We start from the raw sequence: 21,013 nt of genomic DNA, 5'->3' as shown, positions 1-21,013 counted from the left end.
CGGGACACACCTCGATCACGAATGCCACCAATCCCGAACCAAGCCTCGTCGCGGTGGATCTACCCGGCCGTGGAAAGCCCGCGAGAGCCCCTCCTTGCCTGGATCGGGCATCCGGCGACCGTGGTCGCCACCTTCGTGCTGCTGATCAACGACCATCTCCTCAAGGCCCTGTGGCCGGGGCTCGTCACCGGCAAGCTGAGCGACGTCGCGGGGCTGCTGGTCGCCCCGCCCGTACTCGCCCTCGTTCTTTCTCTCCTCTTCTCCTTGGTCCTCGCCCGCTCCGGAGGCGGCGCCTCGCTCGCCCCCATCCGGCTCGCCGCCCTCGTGGCGATCACCGCCACCGGTGTCGGCTTCACCCTGGTCAAGACCACGGAGGCGGGCGCGGCACTCGCCTCCAGAGCGTGGACCCTGGCCGCCGGCCCGTCGCTTGTCCTGGCCGACCCGACCGACCTGGTGGCCCTGCCGGCGCTGGGCGCCGCGTGGCTGATCTGGCTCCGGTGCGGTACCGGTCACCCGGTATCGCGGGTCCGCGTGTTGATCATCGTCCCGATCGCCCTTGTCGGGGTCACCGCCACCGCAGGTGAACCGCGGCCGCCCGCGGCGACGCAGGTCCTCATACGTGGCGAGGTCATCGCCGTGGTCCTGGACCAAGGTGCCGAGTTCCTCTCCCGTGACGGCGGCCGTACGTGGATCGGTCACCCCGCACAGGAGCGGAGCACCCGGATCTCTTCGCCCTCACCGGACTCGGGCCTCCCAGACCTCGGTTCCTCGCCCGTCCAGGCCCCCGCGACCCGGAGCTGCCTGCCCGATGACCCCCTGCACTGCTACCGCGTCGTCCCACCTCGGCTGGCGGTGGACGAGTCGCGGGACGGCGGGAACAGCTGGAGAACGGTGTGGGCGGTCTCCCCAGGGCGTGAGGACGCCCTTCGGCGGCGGGCGGCGGGCACGCAGGACAGGCCATGGCACGGTTCCTCGGCCATCGCGGTCCAGCGCGTACCGGACGGGCACGTGGTGGTGGCGGCCAACGGTGAGGATGGCATCGCCGTACGGGACGCGCGGGGAAACTGGCGGCGGATGGGCCTGTTCGACGAAGGTCTCTCCGCGAACGCGGCGATCCCGCTCGACGCGCCGGGAGTCGATCTGAGGACGGAGCACCGCGTCGGTCTCTTCGTCGGCCTGCTCGGCTTCATGTCCGGCATGGCCGTGGCACGCCGTCATACACGGCGGATCACCGGCGTGACCGGGCCCGCGTACTTCCTCGCCGCGGTCGGTTTCGTGCTCGCCCTGCCGTCCGGCGAACCGCACGTCATCGACATCGGCGCTCTGATGGCCCTGCTCGGCGGCGCCTGCGCCCTCACCGCGACGATTCTCGTGTCGGTGGCGGCGATCCGGGCGCGCGTACCGGCCCGGACCTGGCTGGCGCTCGTCACCATCGCCTGCTGCACGCCGTTCGCGACATGGACGCTCTTCACCGGTTGGGAGGCGGGCGTCATCGACGACTATCCGACGGCGGGGTTCCTCGCCTGGCTCGTCGGCGCGATCGGAGTCGGCGGGTCCGTCCTGGTCGGCTGGGCGGGCGCCGCGCCGACCGAGGAAGCGACAAAAGCGGCGGAACATCCGGCGTGACCACGAAAAGGCCCCGCCGCGGCGGGGCCTTCACTGTGAGTCTCTTCGCGCGGCGCGGGCTTACTTGACGGGTTCGAGCACGTCGAGGCCGACGTACGGGCGCAGCGCCTTGGGGAGCACGACGGAGCCGTCGGCCTGCTGGTGGTTCTCCAGGATGGCGACGATCCAGCGGGTGGTGGCCAGCGTGCCGTTCAGGGTGGCCACGTGCTGGGGCTTGCCACCGGAGTCACGGAAGCGAACGCCGAGACGGCGGGCCTGGAAGTCGGTGCAGTTGGAGGTCGAGGTGAGCTCGCGGTAGCTGCCCTGGCTGGGCACCCACGCCTCGCAGTCGAACTTCCGCGCGGCCGAGGACCCCAGATCTCCGGCCGCGGTGTCGATCACCCGGTAGGGCAGCTCGACCTTGGCCAGCATCTCCTTCTCCCAGGCGAGCAGACGCAGGTGCTCGGCGTGGGCGTCCTCGGGGCGGACGTAGGAGAACATCTCCACCTTGTCGAACTGGTGAACCCGGATGATGCCCCGGGTGTCCTTGCCGTACGAGCCGGCCTCGCGCCGGAAGCAGGAGGACCATCCCGCGTAGCGGTACGGGAGCGCGGAGCCGTCGAGGATCTCGTCGCCGTGGTAGGCCGCCATCGGCACCTCGCTCGTGCCGACCAGGAAAAGGTCGTCGTCGGGCAGGTGGTAGACCTCGCTGGCGTGGGCGCCGAGGAAACCGGTGCCCTTCATCGACTCCGGCTTGACCAGCACGGGCGTGATCATCGGGACGAAGCCCGCCTCGATCGCCTGCTGCATGGCCATGTTGAGCAGCCCGAGCTGCAGCCTGGCGCCGACACCCTTCAGAAAGAAGAACCGCGAGCCGGAGACCTTCGCGCCGCGCTCCATGTCGATCGCGCCGAGGAGCTCTCCCAGCTCCAGGTGGTCCTTGGGCTCGAAGTCGAAGGACGGCTTCTCGCCGATCTCCTCCAGCACGACGTAGTCGTCCTCGCCGCCGGCGGGAGCCCCCTCCTCCACGAGGTTGGACACCGTGTAGAGCAGGCCGTCGAGTTCGGAGCCGAGCTTCTCCGCCTCGGCCTCGGCGGACTTCACCTGCGCGGAGAGATCCTTCGCCCGCTCCAGCAGGGTCGCCTTCTCCTCACCCGAGGCACGGGAGACCGACTTGCCGATGGTTTTCTGCTCGGCGCGGAGCGTCTCGAAGCGACTCAGCGCGCCGCGCCGCCGCTCGTCGAGGTCGAGCAGCGTGTCGACGACAGAGTCGTCCTCACCGCGGGCACGCTGCGACGCCCGTAGCCGGTCGGGATCCTCACGAAGGGTACGCAGGTCAATCACAGCCACAAGGCTACCGATGTACTGCCCGCGCCCGCGCCCGGATTGACCGCCCGCCCTCCGGGGCGGGGTGGCGCCACGGGAACGGAACCCGCTTTCCCGCCCGGCGGGACGTTTCGGCGGGCACCCACCGGCCCCGTCTTCCTCCCCGGGACGCCTTGGAGCCTCCCTGGGACGCCTTGGAGCGGGCGCACCGACCCCGTTTCCGCCCGTCGGACGCCTTCGGCGGGGGTACGCACCGGCCCCGCCCCCCTCTGGCGTGCCTTCGGCGGGCACACTCCGGATCCCTCTCGGAGGGCGCCTTCGAAGGGCATACTCCGGCTGCCCCCTGGGATCGGCCCCGGCTCGCGAGCCGGGTGACGGTCAGACTTGACCGTTGCGGATCCTGCCGAGCCAGCTGGCGGCCTCGGTGAAGTCGCCGTCGTTCGTACCACGCTTGATCTGCGGGAAGAGACCGTCGGCACGCGGGTAGCTGCCCAGGAAGCGCACCTCGGCGGAGACCCGGTGGAGACCCGAGATCGCCTCTCCGACGCGGGCGTCGGCGACGTGGCCCTCGAAGTCGAAGTGGAAGAAGTAGCGGCCGATGCCGTCGCCGGTGGGCCGCGACTCGATGCGGGACAGGTTGACGCCGCGAACGGAGAACTCGGTCAGCATCTCCAGCAGCGCGCCCGGGTGGTCGTCGGCGAGGAAGACGACCAGGGAGGTGCGGTCGGCACCGGTCGGCTCCGGCAGCGGTCCGGGACGCGACACCTGGACGAACCGGGTGACGGTGTCGGTGCGGTCGCCGATCCCGGACGCGAGCTCGACCAGTCCGTAGTGCTCTCCGGCGATGCGCGCGGCGATGGCCGCGTCGTACGGCGAGCCGGGCAGCGCGACCTCCTGCGCCGCGGCGGCGGTCGACGGGGCGGCGACCACCACGGCGTCGGGCAGCTCGCGGGCGATGAAGTTGCGGCACTGGGTGATGGCCGCCGGGTGGGTGAAGACCCTCTTGATGTGGCCGATCTCGGTGTCGGGACGCGCCAGGAGCGAGAATTCGACGGGAAGCAGCAGCTCGGCGGTGATGAGCAGCGCCTCACCCCGGGCGAGCTCGTCGAGGGTCGTGGTGATCGCGCCTTCGAGCGAGTTCTCCATCGGGACGACGGCTCCGTCGGCCTCGCCGCGCCGTACGGCATCGAGGGCCGCGGTGACGTTCGGGCTCGGCAGGCGCTCGGCCTCAGGCGCCAGGATGCGCAGGGCTTCCTCGGTGAAGGTCCCCTCCGGTCCCAGGTAAGCGAGTTTCGGCATGGCCCCAGGGTATCCGGCGACTGTCAGAAAATGCGCGCAGGATTACATACCGATACGACCGAATCCTACCCGATCAGTCGAAGTCGTCCCACGTCAGAGGTCGTTTCCTCGTTGATCTTCCCCTCGACGGCCGCCGCGCACCGTGCCCCCTCCCGCTCAGGTCCCCTCGACGGCCGTTTCACGTCCGGGACCCCCGTCCCTTCCGGGCCGCTCCGTCTCCGGGGCCGTATCCCGCCGGGAGAGCGCCTCGAACGTCGCCCTTCGCCGGGGCAGCCACACTCCCAGCACCCAGACCAGGGCCAGCGCGCCCAGCCCGAATCCGTTCTGCACGATCTTGCCCAGCACCGGGCTGAGCACCGGGATCTCCATCGCCTTGATCGTCACTCCCCACCAGGGGATCGGCAGCACGTAGTAGAGCCAGACCCCGGCGGCCACCCGGAGCCTGACCGGGTCGCGCCCGTCACCGGCCAACGCGCCGAGCACCACGACCACCCAGGCCAGATGGTGGATCCAGGCGACCGGCGAGAGCAGTACGGCCATCAGCCCGACCAGGGCCACCCCGCTCACGAGGTGCCCGTCGAGCAGCGCTCTACGGGCGTGGCGGAAGCCGTACCAGGCGACCACGGCGACCAGCGCCAGCCAGAGCAGGCTCGTCAGCACGTCGGGGAGGTAGAGCCGGATGAGCATGCCGCGCATCGACTGGTTGGTGGTCGCCGCGTTGGCACCGAGCCGCTCGGGGTCGAGCAACGCGCGGAACCAGAAGTCGGCGGCGTCCGCCGGGATCACCAGGAACGGGAGCAGGGTCAGCAGCGCGGCGGTGAGCGCGGCCACGAGGAAGGTCTCTCGATGCTCCCGTCTCGCGCCGGGTCCGAAACCGGCGATGAGGAAGTAGATCAGGAAGACACCCGGGGTGAGCTTGACCGCGGTGGCCAGGCCGATCAGCATGCCGCGCGGCCACAGCGGGCGCCTGGCCACGCAGTCGGCCAGACAGAGCGCGACGAGCAGGATGTCCACCTGGCCGAAGCGGACCTGGTCCCTGATCGGCATCAGGTAGGTGCACGCGATCATCAGGGCGGCGAACAGCAGCGGCGTCCACAGCCGCCCCCCGCCCGTCCCACCGAGCCCGCCGAATCTCCCCGAACCGACCAGTCGGGTGCGTACGCCCCGGAGTTTCCCCTCCGTCGGCGCCGGATCCCCACCGGGCGCGCGGGGAGCGGAACCCGGTGAGAGCGGGACCTCGTCCGCCGCTCCCGACCTCCCCGGCACGCCACCCACCCCGTCGAACACGGCGCGGAAGGAGAGCCGGACGGAGACCCCCAGTGTCAGGAAGATCAACGCCGTCCACGCCCACTGCGCCGTCGTCCACGACACCGCCGCCAGCGGCGTGGCGAACAGCGCCGCCACCGGCGGATAGGTGAAGGGCAGCAACTGCGGCGCGGGCGTGACGAACCCGTAGACGGACCGACCCTCCAAGATCGCCGCTCCGCCGGTACGGTACACATCCAGGTCGACCAGACGCTGGTCGTCCACATTGCCCAGCCAGTGGAGCACCAGCGGGGCCACCGCGGCGGCGACGAGCAGCAGCGCGGGCAGCCAGGGCAGCCACGCCGACCACGACGGCCACGTCCATGGGCGCCGCTCGGTCGTGGTCGCCTCGCCAGTCCTCACGAGCAGGCAGGTTACCGTGGGGGCGGGGAAAAGTGGCCGCCCAACGGGCACGGACAGGGGGAACCGGATGGCTTCGGCACACAGCGGTCACGGGCGCGCGTGCCCGGCGACCGGGGGACCCGCGACACGGCCGGCGTTCCGCCGGGTCGCCGGGACCGTGCCGACCGCCGCGTCCCTGCTGTCGGCCCTGCTCTTCGTCCTGCTCGGCCTCCCGGGCACTCCGGAGGCCTTCGCCGCCTCCGCTGTTCCCCATACCTCGGGAGCCCAGGGGATCTCGGGTGCCCTCGACGCCTCGGGTGCCGGTACGGGCGCCTCGGGTGCCCCCGGTGTTTCGGGGGGCTCCGGTGTTTCGGGGGGCTCCGGTGACGGCGTGACGGGCGCCTCGGCGGTGACGCCTCCCGGAAGGGTCGTGATCATCGGGGTGCCCGGCCTGGAGTGGAGCGATCTCGACCGGGAGCGGACCCCGAACCTGTGGAGGCTCGCGGGTGAGGGCGGGTCCGCGTCCATGTCCACCCGGGCGGTCCCGCCGCCCGAACGGGGGATCACCTGCCCGGCGGCGGGCTGGCTGACGGTGTCGGCCGGCCAGCGCGCGGGCGCTCCCGGCACGGGTTGCGAGCCCCCTCGGGCACCGGAGGCGACCCCCGGCGGCGGGGCGAGCGTGCCCGGCTGGGACGAGCTGACCGCTTTCAACGCCACCACCTCCTACCGGCCGGTTCTCGGGCAGCTGGGCGGGCTCGCGGCGGAGGCGGGTCTGAAGGTGGCGGCCGTCGGGCCGGGAGCCGCCCTCGCCGCCGCCGACAAGTCCGGAAAAATCGGGAAATACGCGGCGAGTGTCGAGGAGCTGGGCGACCTGTCCCTGTACGGGCTGATCGTGGTCGAGGCCGATGACCTCGCCAGGGCCTGGACCGGTGACGCCCTCGCCGCGGACGACGTCCTCGCCACGATGACCACCCAGGCCAGGCGGGAGGCCGTGGCCAGGGCCGACCGCGTGGTGGGCACGGTCCTCGACCGCCTGCCCCCCTCGCTCGCCGACGGCACGACCCCGGCGTCGCCCACGGCGAGCACGGCCCCGGAGACCACCGCGCCCGAAACCCCGGCACCGGCACCGGAAACCACCGCATCCGGGACCCGGGCACCGGAAACCACGACGCCGGAAACCACCGCTCCCGGAGCCACGACGCCCGAGGCCACGCCCTCCGAAGGCACCGTCCCCGGAACGGCCGCGCCCGGAACGGGGACCACGGTCCTGGTCGCCGGCCTGGCCGACACCTCGGTCGCGCCTCACCTGCACGTGGCGATCGCCCGGGGGCCGTCCCCCGGCGGGGAAACGTACCCGCGCGGCTACCTCACCGCCGCCTCCACCCGCCAGGACGGCCTGGTCACGAACACCGACCTGACCGCCACCGCGATCGGCCTGCTGGGCCTCCAGTCCCCCAACGGGGTCGTGGGACGCGCCTGGCAGGGCGGCGGGGCGAGCGAGGAGCCGGTCGCGGCGACGGTCGAGAAGCTCGCCGACGACGACCTGGCGAGCCAGGTGCTGCGCGAGGTGAGGGGGCCGTTCTTCGCGGTGTTCGTGGCGGTGCAGATCCTGTTCTACCTGCTGGCCGCCGTCGCGATCCGCCGGGGCTGGGGTGGTTCTCGTGCCCTGACGGCCATCCAGGTCGTCGCCGTGGTCAGCGGGGCGATCGCGGTCTCCACCTTCCTGGCGCAGCTGATCCCCTGGTGGAGCCTGCCCGCGCCGATGGTCTGGGTGATCGTGACGATCCTCGGCTTCGCCTGCGCGGTCGCCGGGGTGGCGCTCTCCGGACCGTGGCGGGCGCACCCGCTCGGCCCGCTGACGGTGGTCGCCGCCATCACCTCGGTCGCGCTGCTGGCCGACGTGATGACCGGCTCGGCACTTCAGGTGAACGCGGTCACCGGCTACGAGCCGGTCACCGGCGGACGCTTCTACGGTTTCAGCAACATCGCCTTCGCCGTCTACGCCGCCGGCACGATCCTCGCCCTCGCCGGAATCGCCCAGTGGCTGATCTCGGGTGGCCGTCGGACGCTCGCGCTCGCGGTGTGCGCGGCGTACGGAGGACTGGCGGTGTTCGCCGACGGCTGGCCCGCGTGGGGCGCCGACTTCGGCGGGGTCCCGGCGTTCCTGGTGGGGGTCGCGATCCTCATGATCCTGGTGTCCGGCGGGCGGGTCTCACCGATGAGACTGATCCTGGTCGGCCTGGCGGGCAGCCTGCTGATCGGCGCCATAGCAGTGGCCGACTGGATGCGGCCCGCCGACCAACGCACCCACCTGGGTGCCTTCGTGCAGCAGGTGCTGGACGGGGAGGCCTGGACCGTGGTCGGCCGCAAGTTCGGCGCGATGATCGGGGTCACGGTCGGCAACTGGTCGCTGTCGCTGCTCACGCTGGTCGCGCTGGCGTTCCTGTTCCTGGTGCTCGACCGCCCTTCGCGGTGGGGAGCCTCGGCCCTGGGCCGGGCCTACACGCTCGCGCCCGCGCTGCGCGCCGGGCTGATCGGGGCGCTGGCCTGCTCGCTGATCGGGTTTCTGATGAACGACTCGGGCATCGCGATCCCCGCGATGGCGCTCACGGTCGCGGTGCCGCTGACGCTGGCCGCCTGCGTGCGCGCAGTCCGGCTCTCGCCGCCCACCACACCAGGGCGATCGTCAGTGCCAGCAGCGTCCACGGCACCACCGTCTCCCTGAGCAGGGTCTTGGTCCAGAGCAGGTCATCGGGCCGCGCTATCTCCCTGGCCGGGAGGTAGGCGAGCGACAGCACGGCGACCCTGGCCACCATGAACGCCTCCAACGCGGGCCAGGACGCCATCGCCAGCAGCGCGAAGGCCAGCCCGTCGTACCAGGGCAGCGCGTACGGGGCGGCGAACAGCCAGGCGACCACCATCGCGGCGGCCACGGACGGACCCACATTCGGCCCCGCAGCCGGCACGGTGTCGGCGGGCAGCGCCCGCAGCACGAGCCAGGCCAGGCAGGCCATCAGGAGCAGGGACCCGATCTGGATCCACGCCGAGTACGCGCCCGGCCCGAAGAGCGACTGGAGCCCCACCTTGACCAGTTGCCAGGGGGTGGCGAGGGAGACCCTCTTACTGGCGGCGCTCACCTGATCGAGCACGTGCGGCCCGGCGACGGCGTAGATCGCCACCACGGTGGCCGTCGCGGTCCCCGCCACCACGGCGAGCCTGCCCGGCGAGCGACGTAACTCCCACGCGGGTCCGAGGGCGACGAGCCCGGCGTTGAGCTTGACCCCGATGCCCACACCGAGCATCAGCCCCGAGGCTGCGCCGCGCACCGTGAGCGCGGCGACCATGCAGGCGACGGCGAGGGTGTCGACGTGTATCCCGGCGGCGAGGTGGTAGATCATCAGCGGGTTCGCCACCCACAGCAGCGCCGCCCGCCGCTGGAGGTTCGCGTCCCCCCTGGCGAAACGGTGCAGCAGCAGCGCCGTACCGACGAACGCCGCCGCGTTGACGACGGCCATCACGAAGACCGTGAGCCTGACCGAGTCACCCCCCACGAGGCTCGCCAGTGCCTGTACTGCGGTGGCGACCGGGCCGTAGACGCTGGTCACGCCGGCCCACTCCTCCACCGCGCCGGTGACGGGGTCGCCGGGCAGGGTGGCGGGGGTGATCGCGTACGGGTCCAGGCCGAGCGTGACCAGGCGACCGTACGCGGCGTAGTTGAGGTGGTCGGCCGAGCCCGAGGGCGACAGGAAGGCGAGCACGCCCGACACGGCGCAACCGGCCGCGAGCAGCAGGCGCGGGTCGGGGCCCCACCGTGACCTGAGCGCGCCGACGAGTCCGAGCCCGCCCAGCACGATCGCGAAGGCGCCCATGGCGATGACCAGATGGGTGCCGGGATGGACGTCCAGCGAGTACGGCGGCTGCCAGGAAGGGCCGGGCAGCCTCGGGACCATGGCCGAGGGGCCGAGCAGCCCGATCAGAACCGTCGTCGCCGCCGAGAGCCCCACGGCTGCGAACGCGGCGATGCCGAGCCTTCGCGGCGTATCGCCGGCGGGGCTCCGCCTGGCGTCGACGACCGACGCATCCCGAGTCACCCGCAAATTCCAGCACACCCGGCGGGGTGCCCGGTTCGGCGCGGGCTTCCAGGCCCGCCGACCTGGTCGACCGGGTGCCGGACCCGGATGCCGGGTTAACGGCGTGCCAGGAGGGCGCGGGCGACGTCGCGGAACTGCCTGGCCCGATGGATCTGGGCCTTCCAGTCGGTACCCGTGGCCCGGTGTGCCATCTCGACCTGAACCTCGCGCACCCGGAAGCCCTTCCTGAGCAGGTCGATCGTGAGACCCGTCTCCACGCCGAAACCGCGCGCCAGGGGGCGGGCGGCCTCGAAGGCCGCCCGGGTCAGGCAGCGCTGCCCGTTGAGCGGCTGGGTGGGGGTCCAGCCGGTGGCGCGCTCGACGCCCTCACGCGCGAGTCTCACGACGAACCCGTGGCCGCCGAGCTTCACCCGGGTGACGAAGACGGCGATCGTCATGTCGGCCTCGCCCGCCGCGACCGGCTCGATCAGCGCGGTGGCCGTACGGGCGGTGTCGCCCAGATCGGCGTCGAGGAAGAGCAGGTGCCGGGGCTCCTCGCCGTCGAGCTGGCGCACGGCGTGGGCACCGCTCTCCATGGCGGCGGCCTTGCCCCGGTTGTGGCTGTGTCGCACGACACGGGCGCCGGCGGCCTTGGCCACCCGTCCCGTCTGGTCGCCGGAACCGTCGTCGACGACCACGACGAGGTCGACGCCGGGCAGCGCCAGGACCGCGGCCACGGTGGCCCCGATCCTGTCGCCCTCATCCTTGGCGGGAATGATCGCCGCCGTGCCGGCCATCGAACACCTCCAGCGTGGTGACCCCGGGCATCAGCCGTGGGGAGGACGTCATCCTTGGGAATCGGAGGTCAGCAGCTTCTCCGGCAGGGTCTCGTGCACGACGAAGACGGAGTCGAGACCCGTGACCTGCAGGATCTTGCGTACGGCGGGCCGGGGCGCCGCCACCTCCAGTGTGCCGCCCCGCTCCCGCAACCGCTTGAGCGCGGACAGCAGCACGTTCATGCCGGTGGAGTCGCAGAACTCCACCGCGGACATGTCGAGGACGACACGCATGGTCTGGCTCTGACCAAGCAGCCGGGTGAACTCGGCCTGCAGGCGAGGCGCGGTGTATAGGTCGATTTCGCCAACGATGGTCACGACGGTGTGCCCGGCATGAGATCGAGTTGAGACTTTTAGCTCCACAGCGGGCACACTATCGGCGCGAGAGCCGCTGGTCACGTTCTCTTGAACAACCCGAGTCGTCCGGCCCTTTGTCCCCCGTTTCCGTCTCACGGAAACCCTGAGTGCGCGAAGCTTGACACTACGCAACAACGGCTTGGCCCGAAAGGGAGGAGACCCGGCACCTCCCGATCACCCCGCGCCACGTCAGTGGCGGCCGTTGAGTCACAAGAAACGGGCTCGAACGCATCATGAACACCGACCTACCCGAAGATCTCCAGCGGAAGCGGCTCCGGGAGCACCTGGAGTCCATGATCACTCGTACCGACAAGGCCACCTCGTGGCGCGACGCGGCGAGCTCACTGCGAAAACTGGTGGACCACGAGGGGCACATCCCGATCAGGACCCGCCTGTCGACCGAGGACCTGGACTTCCTTGAGGGAGCGCGTGAGGAGCTCCTCGACTTCGCCACGCTCGGCGTCAGGCTGCTCGACCTGCACCGGCCGCGCGACGCGGGCGGCGTCACGAGCGACACCGCGCATCCGATCCTGCGTTGCCGCAGCTGCATGTGGCGCTGGCCGTGCCCGACGTTCCGGGCGATGGTGGAATCTCTCGGCACCACCAGGAGGCTGACCTCCTGCCAGCACGTCGAACGCGACACCGAGGGTGACGAGTGCGCGCAGATGGCCCTCATGGTCGCTGTGAGACCCGAGAACCTCGATGACCACGTCACGCCCGCGCCGGCCGCCGGCGGCACGGGTTCCAACGGCACGGGCGCGAACTGACCGTCCCTCGACCGTCCTGCCCCCGCACCTGGGCTCGACCGTTCAACACACGAACGCCCAGGCGAAGGAGCACCTGGCCGCCCGGACGAAGCCCGGACGAACCGGACGAAGGAGCACCCGGCACCCGGCCGCTCAGGCGGAGAGTGACAGCCGGATCTCGAAGCGGCAGCCGGCGTCGGCGTTGACGACGCCGATCGACCCCTCGTGGGCCTCGACGATGCCTCGCGCGATCGCCAGGCCGAGGCCCGCTCCGGCTCCGTCGGCGCTGGGGGTACGGGCCGTCTCACCGCGGAAGGCGACGTCGAAGACGCGGGGCAGGTCGTCGGCCGGAATGCCGCCGCAGCAGTCGGCGACGGACAGGCAGGCGATGTCGTCCTCGGCCGAGGCGCGGACCACGACGGTGCCGTCGCCCGGGGTGTGCCTGATCGCGTTGACCACGAGGTTGCGCAGCGCCCGGGAGAGTTCGGCGGCGTCGGCCTGGACGGGGACCACCTGGTCGGCCTCGCCGGTCAGGCGCACCCCCTTCGCCCTGGCCAGCTGTTCGACCCCGGCCAGCGCGTCGGCGACCAGATCCCCGAGGCCGATCCTGCTGCGCGACAGGCGCAGTGTCCCGGCGTGGATCCTGGACAGCTCGAACAGGTCGTCGACCATGCCCGACAGCCGGTCCACCTCCAGGCGGATCTGCCGGTGGTAGCGGCGGACGGTCTCCTCGTCGGAGACCACCCCGTCCTCCAGGGCCTCGGCCATCGCCCTCATGCCCGCCAGCGGGGTGCGAAGGTCGTGGCTGACCCAGGCGACGAGCTCTCGGCGGGCGCTCTCCAGGGCGCGCTCGCGCTCGTGGCCGAGCCGCAGCCGCCGATACGCCTGGTCCAGGCTCCCGGCGATCGTGCCGAGCTCGGCGGGCAATCCCCTCGGTGGGGTGAACTCCCCCGAGGGCGATACGGCGTGCACGGCGTCGACGAGCTTGCGGCTCGCCGTCACGACCCGGCGCGAGAGCACCGTGGCGACGCCCAGCCCGACCAGGCCGCCCACGACGACCACGCTGAGCACGATGTCCCTCGGCGTACCCTCGATGATCATTTTCAGGGTGATGGCGACCACTCCGCCCACCGTCGCCACCACGGTCACCACGACGACCACCGCGAGCATCACGCCGATCGACCGCTCGCGCAGCAGTCGCATCGCGCCCAGCCCGGCCAGCGCGACCAGCAGGCCCAGCCCGGCGGTGACCGCGACGATCAGCAGGATCTCGGGGATCACGACTCCGCCAGCGGTTCGTAGCGGTAGCCGACGCCCCACACGGTGACGATGCGCCGGGGGGCGGTCGGGTCGGGCTCGATCTTCTCGCGGAGGCGGCGGACGTGCACGGTCACCGTGGACGAGTCGCCGAAGGACCAGCCCCATACCTGGTCGAGCAGGGCGGAGCGGCTGAAGGCCTGGCGGGGGTTGCGCATCATGTGGGCGAGGAGGTCGAACTCGCGGGCGGTGAGCAGGACCTCGTCGCCGTGCAGGCGCACCTCGTGGGCGCCGACGTCGACCGTGAGCTCGCCGTCCCTGAGCACGCCGGTACCGGCGGGCAGGGAGGCGCCGCGCGCCCGCCGCAGCACGGACTGTACGCGCAGGGCCAGCTCACGCGGGCTGAACGGCTTCGTGACGTAGTCGTCGGCACCGGTCTCCAGGCCGGCGACCCTGTCCAGCTCCTCGCCGAGCGCGGTCAACATGATCACCGGGACCGGCCAGCGCTCCCTGAGTTTCCTGCAGACCTGGAGTCCGTCCATCTTCGGAAGCATCAGGTCGAGCACCATCAGATCGGGCGGGTTGGCCAGCGCGCGCCTGAGCGCCTCGGCGCCGTCCCCGACGCAGTCGACCGCGTGACCGTCGCGTTCCAGGTAGCGGGCCACGACCTCGGCCACCATCGGATCGTCCTCGACCACCAGAATCCGCGCGTTCATGGCCTCCACGGTAGGCCCGCGAGGGAACGATCCCTCATTCGTGTCATCGGTCCGTAAGGACTGGATCGTTATGACCTTCGTTATGATCAAGGCCCTCGCCGTTTCCCAGGCCGACGTACGGTAGAGCGTATGAGTCGTATCGTGTTCGGGGTTCTGGGCGTCCTGCTCGCGCTCTACGTGGTGTTCGGGCTCGTGCTGCCCGCCCTCTTCGGGCTGCTGAAGTTCGCGCTCGTGCTCGGGGTGCTCGCCCTCGTGGTCGTCGCCGCGGTCACCGTGGTCGGCAAGCTCAAGCAGTGAACCTACTGCTCGCCGTCCAGACCCTGACGGTCTGGATGTTCGACGGCGGCGGTGTCCTCACGGCCGCCGCCGTGGTCGGGCTGGGCGTGCTCCTGCTCGCCTGGGCGCTGCGTCCGGCGCCCGTCACCTCGGGTACGGGGTCACGGTCACCGCTGTCCCGGCGCGACCGGGCCAGGCTGACGATGTTCGTCCGGCAGTGCGACCCCGACGCGGCCGGGAGGTCCCGGCCCAGAGCACCCTCCGTGGGCCCGGCGCCCGCGTAACCCCCGCGACCTCTCGCGACCTCCGTGCCCGACGCGCGTGATCGCCGTGTGTCCCCCGTGTTCTTGATCACCGTGTGTCCGCACAGATGTGGTCGCCGTGCGCCCACGCGCACGCGATCGCCGTGTGTCACCCGCGCACATGACCGGTAACCCCGTACATGCGTGATCGGCATGTCTCCGGGACACCCGGCCTTCGCGCGCCGCGCACGCGTCCCGAAAAGATCCTCGCGGTTCGCGGGTGCCTTCTGCGCCGTCTTCACTCCGCTCAGAAGGGCCCTTCCATGTTCGACCCCGTCATCTCGTTCACCGCCGGTCTCATCGCCGTGCTCGCCGGGCCGTTGGGCTCGGCCCCGCTCGCGATCGTCGTTTTCACCCTCCTCGTCCGGCTCATGCTGCTTCCGCTCGGTGTCATGCAGGCGAGGGGCGAGCGGGTCAGGACCCGCCTCGCGCCGGAGCTCAGGAAACTCCAGAAGCGGTACGGCCGCGACCCCGAGCGGCTCCAGCGGGAGATGGCCGCCCTCTACGCCAGGGAGAAGACCTCGCCGCTGGCCGGGTGCCTGCCATCCGTGGCACAAATGCCGTTCCTCATGGTGACGTACCAGGTGTTCGTCTCCTCGACGATCGCCGGGCAGGCCAACACGCTCCTGACCCACGGGCTCCTCGGGGTGCCGCTCGGGCAGCAGTTCGCGGGCACAGTGGCCGGATTCGGGCTGATCAGCGGTCCGACCATGGTGTTCGCCGGACTCTTCCTGCTGCTCGTCGCCGTGGCGTGGGTCACCTCCCGCCGGATGCGGCGCACGATGAGCGAGGACCTCCAGCCCGCGGCGCTGCGCCGGATGCTGCCCCTGCTGCCGTACGGGACGGTTCTGGTCGCCATGGTGCTGCCGCTGGCGGCGGGGATCTACCTCCTCGTCTCGACGGCCTGGACGGCCGGGGAGAAGGCGGTGCTGCACCGCCCGGCGCTCGCCGGGGCGTGAGGGTCCCGTCCCCGGATCCACCGAACTCGGCACCGGCGAGGGAGTGCCGTCACACCGGTTCGGCCTCCACGAGGAAAGCGCCGTCACACCGCTTCGACGTCCAGGAAAGAACGGCCGCGACATGGGGTCGGCACCCGCGAAAGAACCACTGTCACACCGGCTCGACATCCGCGAAGGAGGCGCCGTCACACCGCTTCGGACACCCACGAAAGAAGCACCGCGACACAGGTTCGACGCCCGCGAAAGAACCACCGTCACACCGGCTCGGCACCCGCGAAAAACCACCGTGAACGTTTCACGTTCGCCGCACGTCTCCTCGCCGGTGTCACGAGGTCAGGCCCGCTCCGCGGACCGGGACGGGGACGGTGATCTGTTTCCTGGCGAGTGCCGATGTGATACTTCCGGTGCCGTCCGGCCCGACGGAGTGATCGCACGTCTTCGCGGAACCGCATTTCGTCCATGCCCCAGGAGGAATGATGCGCAAGACCCTGACCCTGCTCGCCTCGGCCGTGCTGGCCACCGGCCTGACACTGTCCGTCGGCGCGGCGCCCGCACAGGCCGCCACTCTCAGAAACGTCTACTACTACGACTGGGACTGCCACCGGGTCGGAAACCTCGGCATCCAGAGCGGCTGGTGGACCTCGTACAGCTGCGTCCCCCAGTACGACAAGTGGTTCCTCTACGCGTAGAACCCGCGTAGCCGCCCACCGAACAACGCCGCCCGGCGGGCCCCGGGTGAGCACGCGGAGATCGGGATCCCGCCCTGCCTCGTGACGTGTGAGGTGGGGCGGGACACCGTCGGGAGCGTTACCCGCATTCCCTGAGGGCGGGTTCGGGGGTGGAAACACGGCCGTTACCTACCGTGTCGACCGCCGCGACCAACGCCCACACCGTGGTGATGTCTCCCTCGTGCCTGACGCCCCAGGTGGAGGCCAGATATTCGACGATTCCGAGTCCTCGCCCTCCCAGGGAGGAGAGCGCCGGGCGTCCCGCCCGCGGTTCGGTGGCGGCGCCACCGTCACTCACAGCGACCTCGACATGCTCCTCGGTCCAGCGCCATGACACCCTGATCTGCCCTGATGGCAGGGGGTGAGCGTGACGCAGCGCATTGCTCAGCAGCTCGCTGACCACGAGCACCGCGTCATCGATGGCGGACTCGTACACACCCCGTTCCTGCAGGTCAGAGCAGAGGCGTTGGCGTGCGACAGCGACGCTGGACGGTGCATACGGCAACAGAACGACGCTCGACGCACTCACCTCCCCGTATGCCTGTTCCCCCCTGAGGAACTCACCCCAGTACGACCGAAATGCCCCGTTAGATAGTCTTGGAAACCGCACACCAATTACAGCTTGTGCACATTCGACAATAGATCAGCACATCCGTTACCGGCTCGTTACCGCTTCGGCGTGTCGATCAGGTAAGAGCGCTCGGCGTGTCGGCAATACGAAGAGCCAACCTCATCCGGGTGCCGCCCGAGGGGCGCGGATGCGCCGTGACCTCCCCTTCCTGGGCCCGCGCGAGGCTCCGCACGATGTAGAGGCCGAGGCCGACCCCGCCGAATCTGCGGCGGTCACCGCTGTCCGCCTGGACGAAACGTTCGAAGACGCGCTCCCGCATGGCGGGGGCGATTCCCACGCCCTCGTCGTCCACGACCAGCACCACCCGGTCGCCGTCCACCCATGCCTCGACCCTGATCAGGCCACCGTCCGGTGAGTACTTGAAGGCGTTCTCCAGCAACTGGGCCAGCAGGATGTCGGTGGCCAGCGCGTCACCGGACACCGGGGGCAGGTCGTCGGGGACTGCGACCTCGATGCGGTGCAGGTCCGACAGGATCGGCAGACCCAGCGTCGCACGCCCGACCAGCTCGGCCAGGTCGAAGCTCTCGATCCTGAGCACGAGCTCGCCGGCCCCGGCGCGCGAGCCCAGCAACAGGTGGTCCATGAGCTGACCGAGAGAGCGGGCCCGCTCGGCGATGGTGTGCACGGCGGCACGGCGCTCGACGTCGGTCATGCCGTCCCAGCGGCTGTCGAGCGTGCTGGCGAAGCCTCGGACCACGGTGATCGGCGTGCGCAGCTCGTGGCTGGTGGTGGCGAGGAAGAGGTCCTTGGCCTCCTCCAGCTCCTTCGCGCGGGTGACGTCGCGGAAGTCGACCACGATCTCGCCCGTCTCCACGATCTCCGCGCAGAGCACGTCCAGCCAGGTGCCCGAGGGCAGCTGGATGCCGAGCTTGTCCCCGGGCCTCGGCAGCTCGAACGGCGGCGGCCCGCCGATCACCTCGGTGGCGTGGAAACCGGTCAGCTCGCTCGCGGCCGGGTTCCACCGGACGACCCTGCCCGCGCCGTCGAGGACCGCGATGCCGTCGGCGCTGGCGTCGAACACCGCCCGTTCGTGGGCGCGCTGGCGTACGGCCTCCTGGTAGGCCATCGCGTTGCCCACGGCGATGCCCGCGTGACCGGCGAGGAGCTCCAGCAGTTCCAGCTCCAGGTGGCTCACCTTGCGCTTGGCGAACAGCGCGTACAGCGCGCCGTACGGCCGCCCGCCCATGGCGGCGAGGCCGAGCGCGATGGTGTGCAGGCCGGGCAGCCGCGACCAGATCAGATCGTCCAGGCGACTCTGGTCGCCGGTCTCCAGCAGGACGGTCCTGCCCTCGCGCAGCAGCTTGCCGACCAAGCTGGTGCGAAGGTCGGCGGTGGAGTCGCGCATCGTGTCGGGAAGGTTGTGGCAGGCCACGAGCCTGAGTTTGTCGCCCTCGATCAGCACGAACCCGCCCGCGTCGGCCCCGGTCAGGTCGGCAAGGCTCGCCGCGATCCGGTCGAGCACGGCGGGCAGCTCCAGCTCGGCGTTGATGTCGGCGACCACGTCGGTGAGCCTGCGGACGAGCTGTGCCCTGCGGACGCTGCGCTCGTTCGCGGTCTCGTCGTCCTGGGCCAGGTGGTAGACGCTGACGTAGCCGAGGAGGGCGCCGTCCGGCGAGGACAGCGCGCCGGTGTCGACCCGTACGTCGATCAGGCTGCCGTCGCGGCGAAACCGCTTGGTCCTCAGCGAGACCTCACCGCCGGTGCGGACCTTCTCCAGGACCGCGTTGTGCTCGGCCGTCAGCTCCTCGGGGACCACCGGCGCCCGGCGCCCGACGATCTCCTTCGCCGACCAGCCGAAAAGGCGCTCGGCGGCGGGATTCCAGGCGAGCACCGTCTGCTCGCGATCGATGGCGACGATCGCGTTGGGCGCCGCGGCGACGACCTCACGGCCGATACCGCCGTCACTGTCGGCCCTGTAGTCCACCACAGACCCATAGTGCCGTCTCAACCGGTCTGATCTTGGCACTTTCGTCCCGCACGTGTTGCCACTGGCCGGGCGATCCGTCCGATACTCTGCGGTCACCACACACCTGGATACGAAAGGGTGGGGCCATGTCATCCGGCGACATCGATGCATTGCTACGGGTGACCTCGCCCGACTACGTCGGCACGAGCCATCCCGACATCGCGTTCGGCACGCTCGACGGCCCGCTGGGGCGTCTCACCCTCGCGGTGACGGGCAGGGGTGTGGTGGCCTGCAGCTACGAGGACGAGAACGTCGTCTTCGAACGGATCAGCAGGGAGGTCGGCACGTTCATCGGGCCGGACGCCCGGCGGCTCGATCCCGTCCGCCGGGAGCTGGACGCCTACTTCTCCGCCAGGCTCCGCGCCTTCACCACACCGGTCGACCTGCGCCTGGCGACCCAGTTCTCCAGGACCGTCCTGCAGATGATGCTCGCGGTGCCGTACGGGACGGTGACGACCTACCGCGAGATCGCCGAGCGGATCGGCAGGCCGCGGGCGCTGCGCGCGGTCGGCAACGCGCTGGGCAGCAACCCGGTGTGCGTCATCGTGCCGTGCCACCGGGTCGTCGAGAGCGAGGCCGTTCTGGGCGGGTACGCCGGAGGGTCCGCCGCCAAGGAACGCCTGCTGCGCATCGAGTCCACCGCCACGGCCCGCGCGCCCGGCGGCGCGTAGACCGCCTCGCCCGTCCCTCCCCGCCCGGCCGAAGGCGTACGCTCCCGTGCGACAGGAAGCCTTACGCCCTCGTATGCCACCGACCGGAAACCGCACGGCCGGCACGGTCAGGAGCGGCGCCGGAGCGCGCCGAGGGCCAGGGTGGCGAGGCCCGCGACGAGGAACGCGCCGACGGACGCGCTCATCCACGGCTGCGGGACGAAGCCGAGCGCGTCGCGGACGCCGTTCCAGAACGAGGTCCACCACGCGACCTCCGGAGCGGTCGGCAGTGCGGCGAGCATCCACCACGTCACGAAGCCCAGCACCCACGCGACCACCATGAGCGGGCGCGAGGGCGCGGTCTCCGAGGTGTCCCAGCGATCGGCGCCGCCGAGCAGGAAGTAGTCCGCGGCGAGCACCGCGAACATCGGCACGAAGACCGCTCCGATGAGGCCGAGGAAGCCGGTGTAGGTCTCGGCGTTGACGAAGATCGCGAGCAGGGTGACCAGCACGCCGATGGCGACGGAGATGATCCGGCGGTCCAGCCTGGGCAGCAGGTTCTGCAGCGACATCGCGGTGGAGTAGACGTTCACGAACGACTGGTCGGTCTCGCGCAGCACCAGGATGCCGAAGAACAGCGGGCCGAGCGCCGCGGCGACGAAGGGGTCCCAGACCTGGTTCGGGTCGTTGCCGACCAGTGCGAGCGCCGCGATGCCGAGGACGAGGCAGGCCACCTGGGCGATCGTGTAGCCGCCGACGACCCCGGTGAACGCGGCCCTGCCGGAGCGGGAGAAGCGGGCGAAGTCCGCCGCGACCGGCACCCACGAGACCGACAGCGCGATCACGTAGTCGACCGCGGGGGCGAACGCCTCCCAGGATCCGCCGCCGATCGCCGGTCCCCGCTGGAAGAGCGCGATCGTGAACCAGATCATCGAGATCACCACACCGGCGGTGACGTACCTGCGGAGCAGGCGGACCGCTCCCAGCGGCCGGATGGTGAGCGCGGTGGTGATCACCCCCGCGACGACCACCCAGACCGCGTAGGGCACCTCGACACCGAAGGACCCGGCGATGGCCTGGGCGCCCTGGGCGATCACCCACAGCTCGAAGGCCCCCCAGCCCAGCATCTGGATGATGTTCAGCACGGTCGGCAGGTAGGAGAGCCTGGCCCCGAAGAGGCCGCGCAGCAGGACCATCGCCGGAGCGCCGGTCCGCTGCCCGGGAATCGCGGCCAGGCCGACCATCGCGGTACCGATGACGCTGCCCACGACGGCGGCCAGGATCGCGGCCACGAAGCTCAGCGGCCGGTCCCCGAGCGGGTTGATCAGGGCGATCGCACCGGAGAACCCGAGCAGGCTGACTCCCAGGTTGGCCCAGAGCGCGCCCTGGTCGAGCACGCCGAGGGCCTTGGGAGGAGCCTCGCCGAGCGTGAGGGGCGCCTCGACCGCCCCTGAGTCCCCGGGATCTCCGGGGCCCTTGGTGGAATCAACGGCGGCAGACGTCATCACGCACACTCCCTACGCCGGCATTACCCGGACAGGTTCATGCGGTCGGCGGCGCGTCGGAGGGTTCGAGACCCTCTGCGTGATTCCGCCCTCTCAGCCCGGTTACGCCCGAGCTCCCGCGGTAGACATTCGCCCCG

19 protein-coding genes and 1 riboswitch are annotated in these 21,013 nt (G+C 71.1%); of the genes, 8 read left to right on the top strand and 11 right to left on the bottom strand.

All coding sequences use genetic code 11. The annotated features are described in order from the left end of the window. Positions 1-69 precede the first annotated feature (69 nt). Positions 70-1,626 (top strand): hypothetical protein, encoded by a 1,557-nt coding sequence (locus AB0B96_RS24615; protein WP_362902132.1) that lies wholly within the window; start codon positions 70-72, stop codon positions 1,624-1,626. Between the two features lie 60 nt (positions 1,627-1,686). On the opposite strand, the gene serS is transcribed toward AB0B96_RS24615, so the two are convergent. The 3 genes from serS to AB0B96_RS24600 all read right to left on the bottom strand — a co-directional run bounded on the left by serS (position 1,687) and on the right by AB0B96_RS24600 (position 5,898). After that, positions 1,687-2,949 (bottom strand): serine--tRNA ligase, encoded by a 1,263-nt coding sequence (gene serS / locus AB0B96_RS24610; protein WP_362902130.1) that lies wholly within the window; start codon positions 2,947-2,949, stop codon positions 1,687-1,689. Positions 2,950-3,309: 360 nt separating this feature from the next. Beyond that, positions 3,310-4,230 carry a prephenate dehydratase gene (pheA, locus tag AB0B96_RS24605; RefSeq protein ID WP_350942047.1) on the bottom strand — a complete coding sequence of 307 codons (921 nt, stop codon included), beginning with the start codon at positions 4,228-4,230 and terminating at the stop codon, positions 3,310-3,312. Between the two features lie 156 nt (positions 4,231-4,386). Next, a complete protein-coding gene (locus tag AB0B96_RS24600) occupies positions 4,387-5,898 on the bottom strand; it encodes a glycosyltransferase 87 family protein (RefSeq protein ID WP_362902128.1) in 1,512 nt (503 codons plus the stop codon). Positions 5,899-5,965: 67 nt separating this feature from the next. Here AB0B96_RS24600 and AB0B96_RS24595 point away from each other — a divergent pair, with 67 nt between their 5' ends. Next, positions 5,966-8,602: a hypothetical protein gene (locus tag AB0B96_RS24595; protein ID WP_362902126.1), complete on the top strand. Its 2,637-nt coding sequence runs from the start codon at positions 5,966-5,968 to the stop codon at positions 8,600-8,602. Here the strand turns inward: AB0B96_RS24595 and mptB are convergent. The 3 genes from mptB to AB0B96_RS24580 all read right to left on the bottom strand — a co-directional run bounded on the left by mptB (position 8,484) and on the right by AB0B96_RS24580 (position 11,146). Further along, a complete protein-coding gene (gene mptB / locus AB0B96_RS24590; protein ID WP_362902124.1) occupies positions 8,484-9,968 on the bottom strand; it encodes a polyprenol phosphomannose-dependent alpha 1,6 mannosyltransferase MptB in 1,485 nt (494 codons plus the stop codon). The two genes, AB0B96_RS24595 and mptB, sit on opposite strands and share 119 nt — an antisense overlap. A 95-nt stretch (positions 9,969-10,063) precedes the next feature. Beyond that, positions 10,064-10,744: a glycosyltransferase gene (locus AB0B96_RS24585; RefSeq protein ID WP_350942042.1), complete on the bottom strand. Its 681-nt coding sequence runs from the start codon at positions 10,742-10,744 to the stop codon at positions 10,064-10,066. Between the two features lie 48 nt (positions 10,745-10,792). Then, positions 10,793-11,146: an STAS domain-containing protein gene (locus AB0B96_RS24580; protein ID WP_350942041.1), complete on the bottom strand. Its 354-nt coding sequence runs from the start codon at positions 11,144-11,146 to the stop codon at positions 10,793-10,795. Positions 11,147-11,373: 227 nt separating this feature from the next. Between AB0B96_RS24580 and AB0B96_RS24575 the strand changes: the two genes are divergently transcribed. Then, positions 11,374-11,907 (top strand): hypothetical protein, encoded by a 534-nt coding sequence (locus AB0B96_RS24575; RefSeq protein ID WP_362902122.1) that lies wholly within the window; start codon positions 11,374-11,376, stop codon positions 11,905-11,907. A gap of 132 nt (positions 11,908-12,039) precedes the next feature. Here the strand turns inward: AB0B96_RS24575 and AB0B96_RS24570 are convergent, their stop codons facing one another. Together AB0B96_RS24570 and AB0B96_RS24565 are read right to left on the bottom strand one after the other, a co-directional pair. After that, positions 12,040-13,167 (bottom strand): HAMP domain-containing sensor histidine kinase, encoded by a 1,128-nt coding sequence (locus AB0B96_RS24570; protein WP_362902120.1) that lies wholly within the window; start codon positions 13,165-13,167, stop codon positions 12,040-12,042. Further along, positions 13,164-13,859, bottom strand: coding sequence for a response regulator transcription factor (locus tag AB0B96_RS24565; RefSeq protein WP_350942035.1), 696 nt, complete (start codon positions 13,857-13,859; stop codon positions 13,164-13,166). Before AB0B96_RS24565 ends, AB0B96_RS24570 begins: the two co-directional genes overlap by 4 nt. A gap of 129 nt (positions 13,860-13,988) precedes the next feature. On the opposite strand from AB0B96_RS24565, the gene AB0B96_RS24560 reads away from it, so the two are divergent. The 4 genes from AB0B96_RS24560 (at position 13,989) to AB0B96_RS24545 (ending at position 16,085) form a co-directional block, all read left to right on the top strand. Then, positions 13,989-14,156, top strand: a complete 168-nt coding sequence (locus AB0B96_RS24560) for a hypothetical protein (RefSeq protein ID WP_350942034.1) — start codon at positions 13,989-13,991, stop codon at positions 14,154-14,156. After that, complete coding sequence (locus AB0B96_RS24555) at positions 14,153-14,419, top strand: DUF6412 domain-containing protein (RefSeq protein ID WP_362902117.1); 267 nt, start codon at positions 14,153-14,155, stop codon at positions 14,417-14,419. The genes AB0B96_RS24560 and AB0B96_RS24555 overlap by 4 nt, the downstream gene beginning before the upstream one ends. A 281-nt stretch (positions 14,420-14,700) precedes the next feature. Then, on the top strand, positions 14,701-15,396 hold the full coding sequence (gene yidC / locus AB0B96_RS24550; RefSeq protein WP_362902115.1) for a membrane protein insertase YidC: 696 nt from the start codon (positions 14,701-14,703) through the stop codon (positions 15,394-15,396). A gap of 476 nt (positions 15,397-15,872) precedes the next feature. After that, positions 15,873-16,085: a hypothetical protein gene (locus AB0B96_RS24545; protein WP_350942030.1), complete on the top strand. Its 213-nt coding sequence runs from the start codon at positions 15,873-15,875 to the stop codon at positions 16,083-16,085. A 118-nt stretch (positions 16,086-16,203) separates the two neighbouring features. On the opposite strand, the gene AB0B96_RS24540 is transcribed toward AB0B96_RS24545, so the two are convergent. Together AB0B96_RS24540 and AB0B96_RS24535 are read right to left on the bottom strand one after the other, a co-directional pair. Beyond that, positions 16,204-16,653, bottom strand: a complete 450-nt coding sequence (locus AB0B96_RS24540) for an ATP-binding protein (protein WP_362513493.1) — start codon at positions 16,651-16,653, stop codon at positions 16,204-16,206. 157 nt (positions 16,654-16,810) lie between these two features. After that, complete coding sequence (locus AB0B96_RS24535) at positions 16,811-18,682, bottom strand: PAS domain S-box protein (protein WP_362902113.1); 1,872 nt, start codon at positions 18,680-18,682, stop codon at positions 16,811-16,813. Between the two features lie 125 nt (positions 18,683-18,807). On the opposite strand from AB0B96_RS24535, the gene AB0B96_RS24530 reads away from it, so the two are divergent. After that, on the top strand, positions 18,808-19,392 hold the full coding sequence (locus AB0B96_RS24530; RefSeq protein WP_362902111.1) for a methylated-DNA--[protein]-cysteine S-methyltransferase: 585 nt from the start codon (positions 18,808-18,810) through the stop codon (positions 19,390-19,392). Positions 19,393-19,499: 107 nt separating this feature from the next. Here the strand turns inward: AB0B96_RS24530 and AB0B96_RS24525 are convergent, their stop codons facing one another. Beyond that, a complete protein-coding gene (locus tag AB0B96_RS24525; protein ID WP_350942025.1) occupies positions 19,500-20,876 on the bottom strand; it encodes a cytosine permease in 1,377 nt (458 codons plus the stop codon). Continuing rightward, positions 20,868-21,006: riboswitch (TPP riboswitch) on the bottom strand. (Overlaps the previous gene by 9 nt.) Positions 21,007-21,013: the final 7 nt, after the last annotated feature.

This window comes from Streptosporangium sp. NPDC049046 (assembly GCF_040649155.1).
In the GTDB taxonomy this organism is placed as follows: Bacteria; Actinomycetota; Actinomycetes; order Streptosporangiales; family Streptosporangiaceae; genus Streptosporangium.
This window is presented reverse-complemented; position numbering and strand designations above follow the sequence as displayed.

What these genes read in the sequence shown, in the direction of transcription:
- pheA (WP_350942047.1), bottom strand. Translation starts at nt 4,230, where the DNA reads ATGCCGAAACTCGCTTACCTGGGACCGGAGGGGACCTTCACCGAGGAA.
- AB0B96_RS24595 (WP_362902126.1), top strand. Translation starts at nt 5,966, where the DNA reads ATGGCTTCGGCACACAGCGGTCACGGGCGCGCGTGCCCGGCGACCGGG.
- AB0B96_RS24585 (WP_350942042.1), bottom strand. Translation starts at nt 10,744, where the DNA reads ATGGCCGGCACGGCGGCGATCATTCCCGCCAAGGATGAGGGCGACAGG.
- AB0B96_RS24575 (WP_362902122.1), top strand. Translation starts at nt 11,374, where the DNA reads ATGAACACCGACCTACCCGAAGATCTCCAGCGGAAGCGGCTCCGGGAG.
- AB0B96_RS24565 (WP_350942035.1), bottom strand. Translation starts at nt 13,859, where the DNA reads ATGAACGCGCGGATTCTGGTGGTCGAGGACGATCCGATGGTGGCCGAG.
- AB0B96_RS24560 (WP_350942034.1), top strand. Translation starts at nt 13,989, where the DNA reads ATGAGTCGTATCGTGTTCGGGGTTCTGGGCGTCCTGCTCGCGCTCTAC.
- yidC (WP_362902115.1), top strand. Translation starts at nt 14,701, where the DNA reads ATGTTCGACCCCGTCATCTCGTTCACCGCCGGTCTCATCGCCGTGCTC.
- AB0B96_RS24545 (WP_350942030.1), top strand. Translation starts at nt 15,873, where the DNA reads ATGCGCAAGACCCTGACCCTGCTCGCCTCGGCCGTGCTGGCCACCGGC.
- AB0B96_RS24530 (WP_362902111.1), top strand. Translation starts at nt 18,808, where the DNA reads ATGTCATCCGGCGACATCGATGCATTGCTACGGGTGACCTCGCCCGAC.
- AB0B96_RS24525 (WP_350942025.1), bottom strand. Translation starts at nt 20,876, where the DNA reads ATGACGTCTGCCGCCGTTGATTCCACCAAGGGCCCCGGAGATCCCGGG.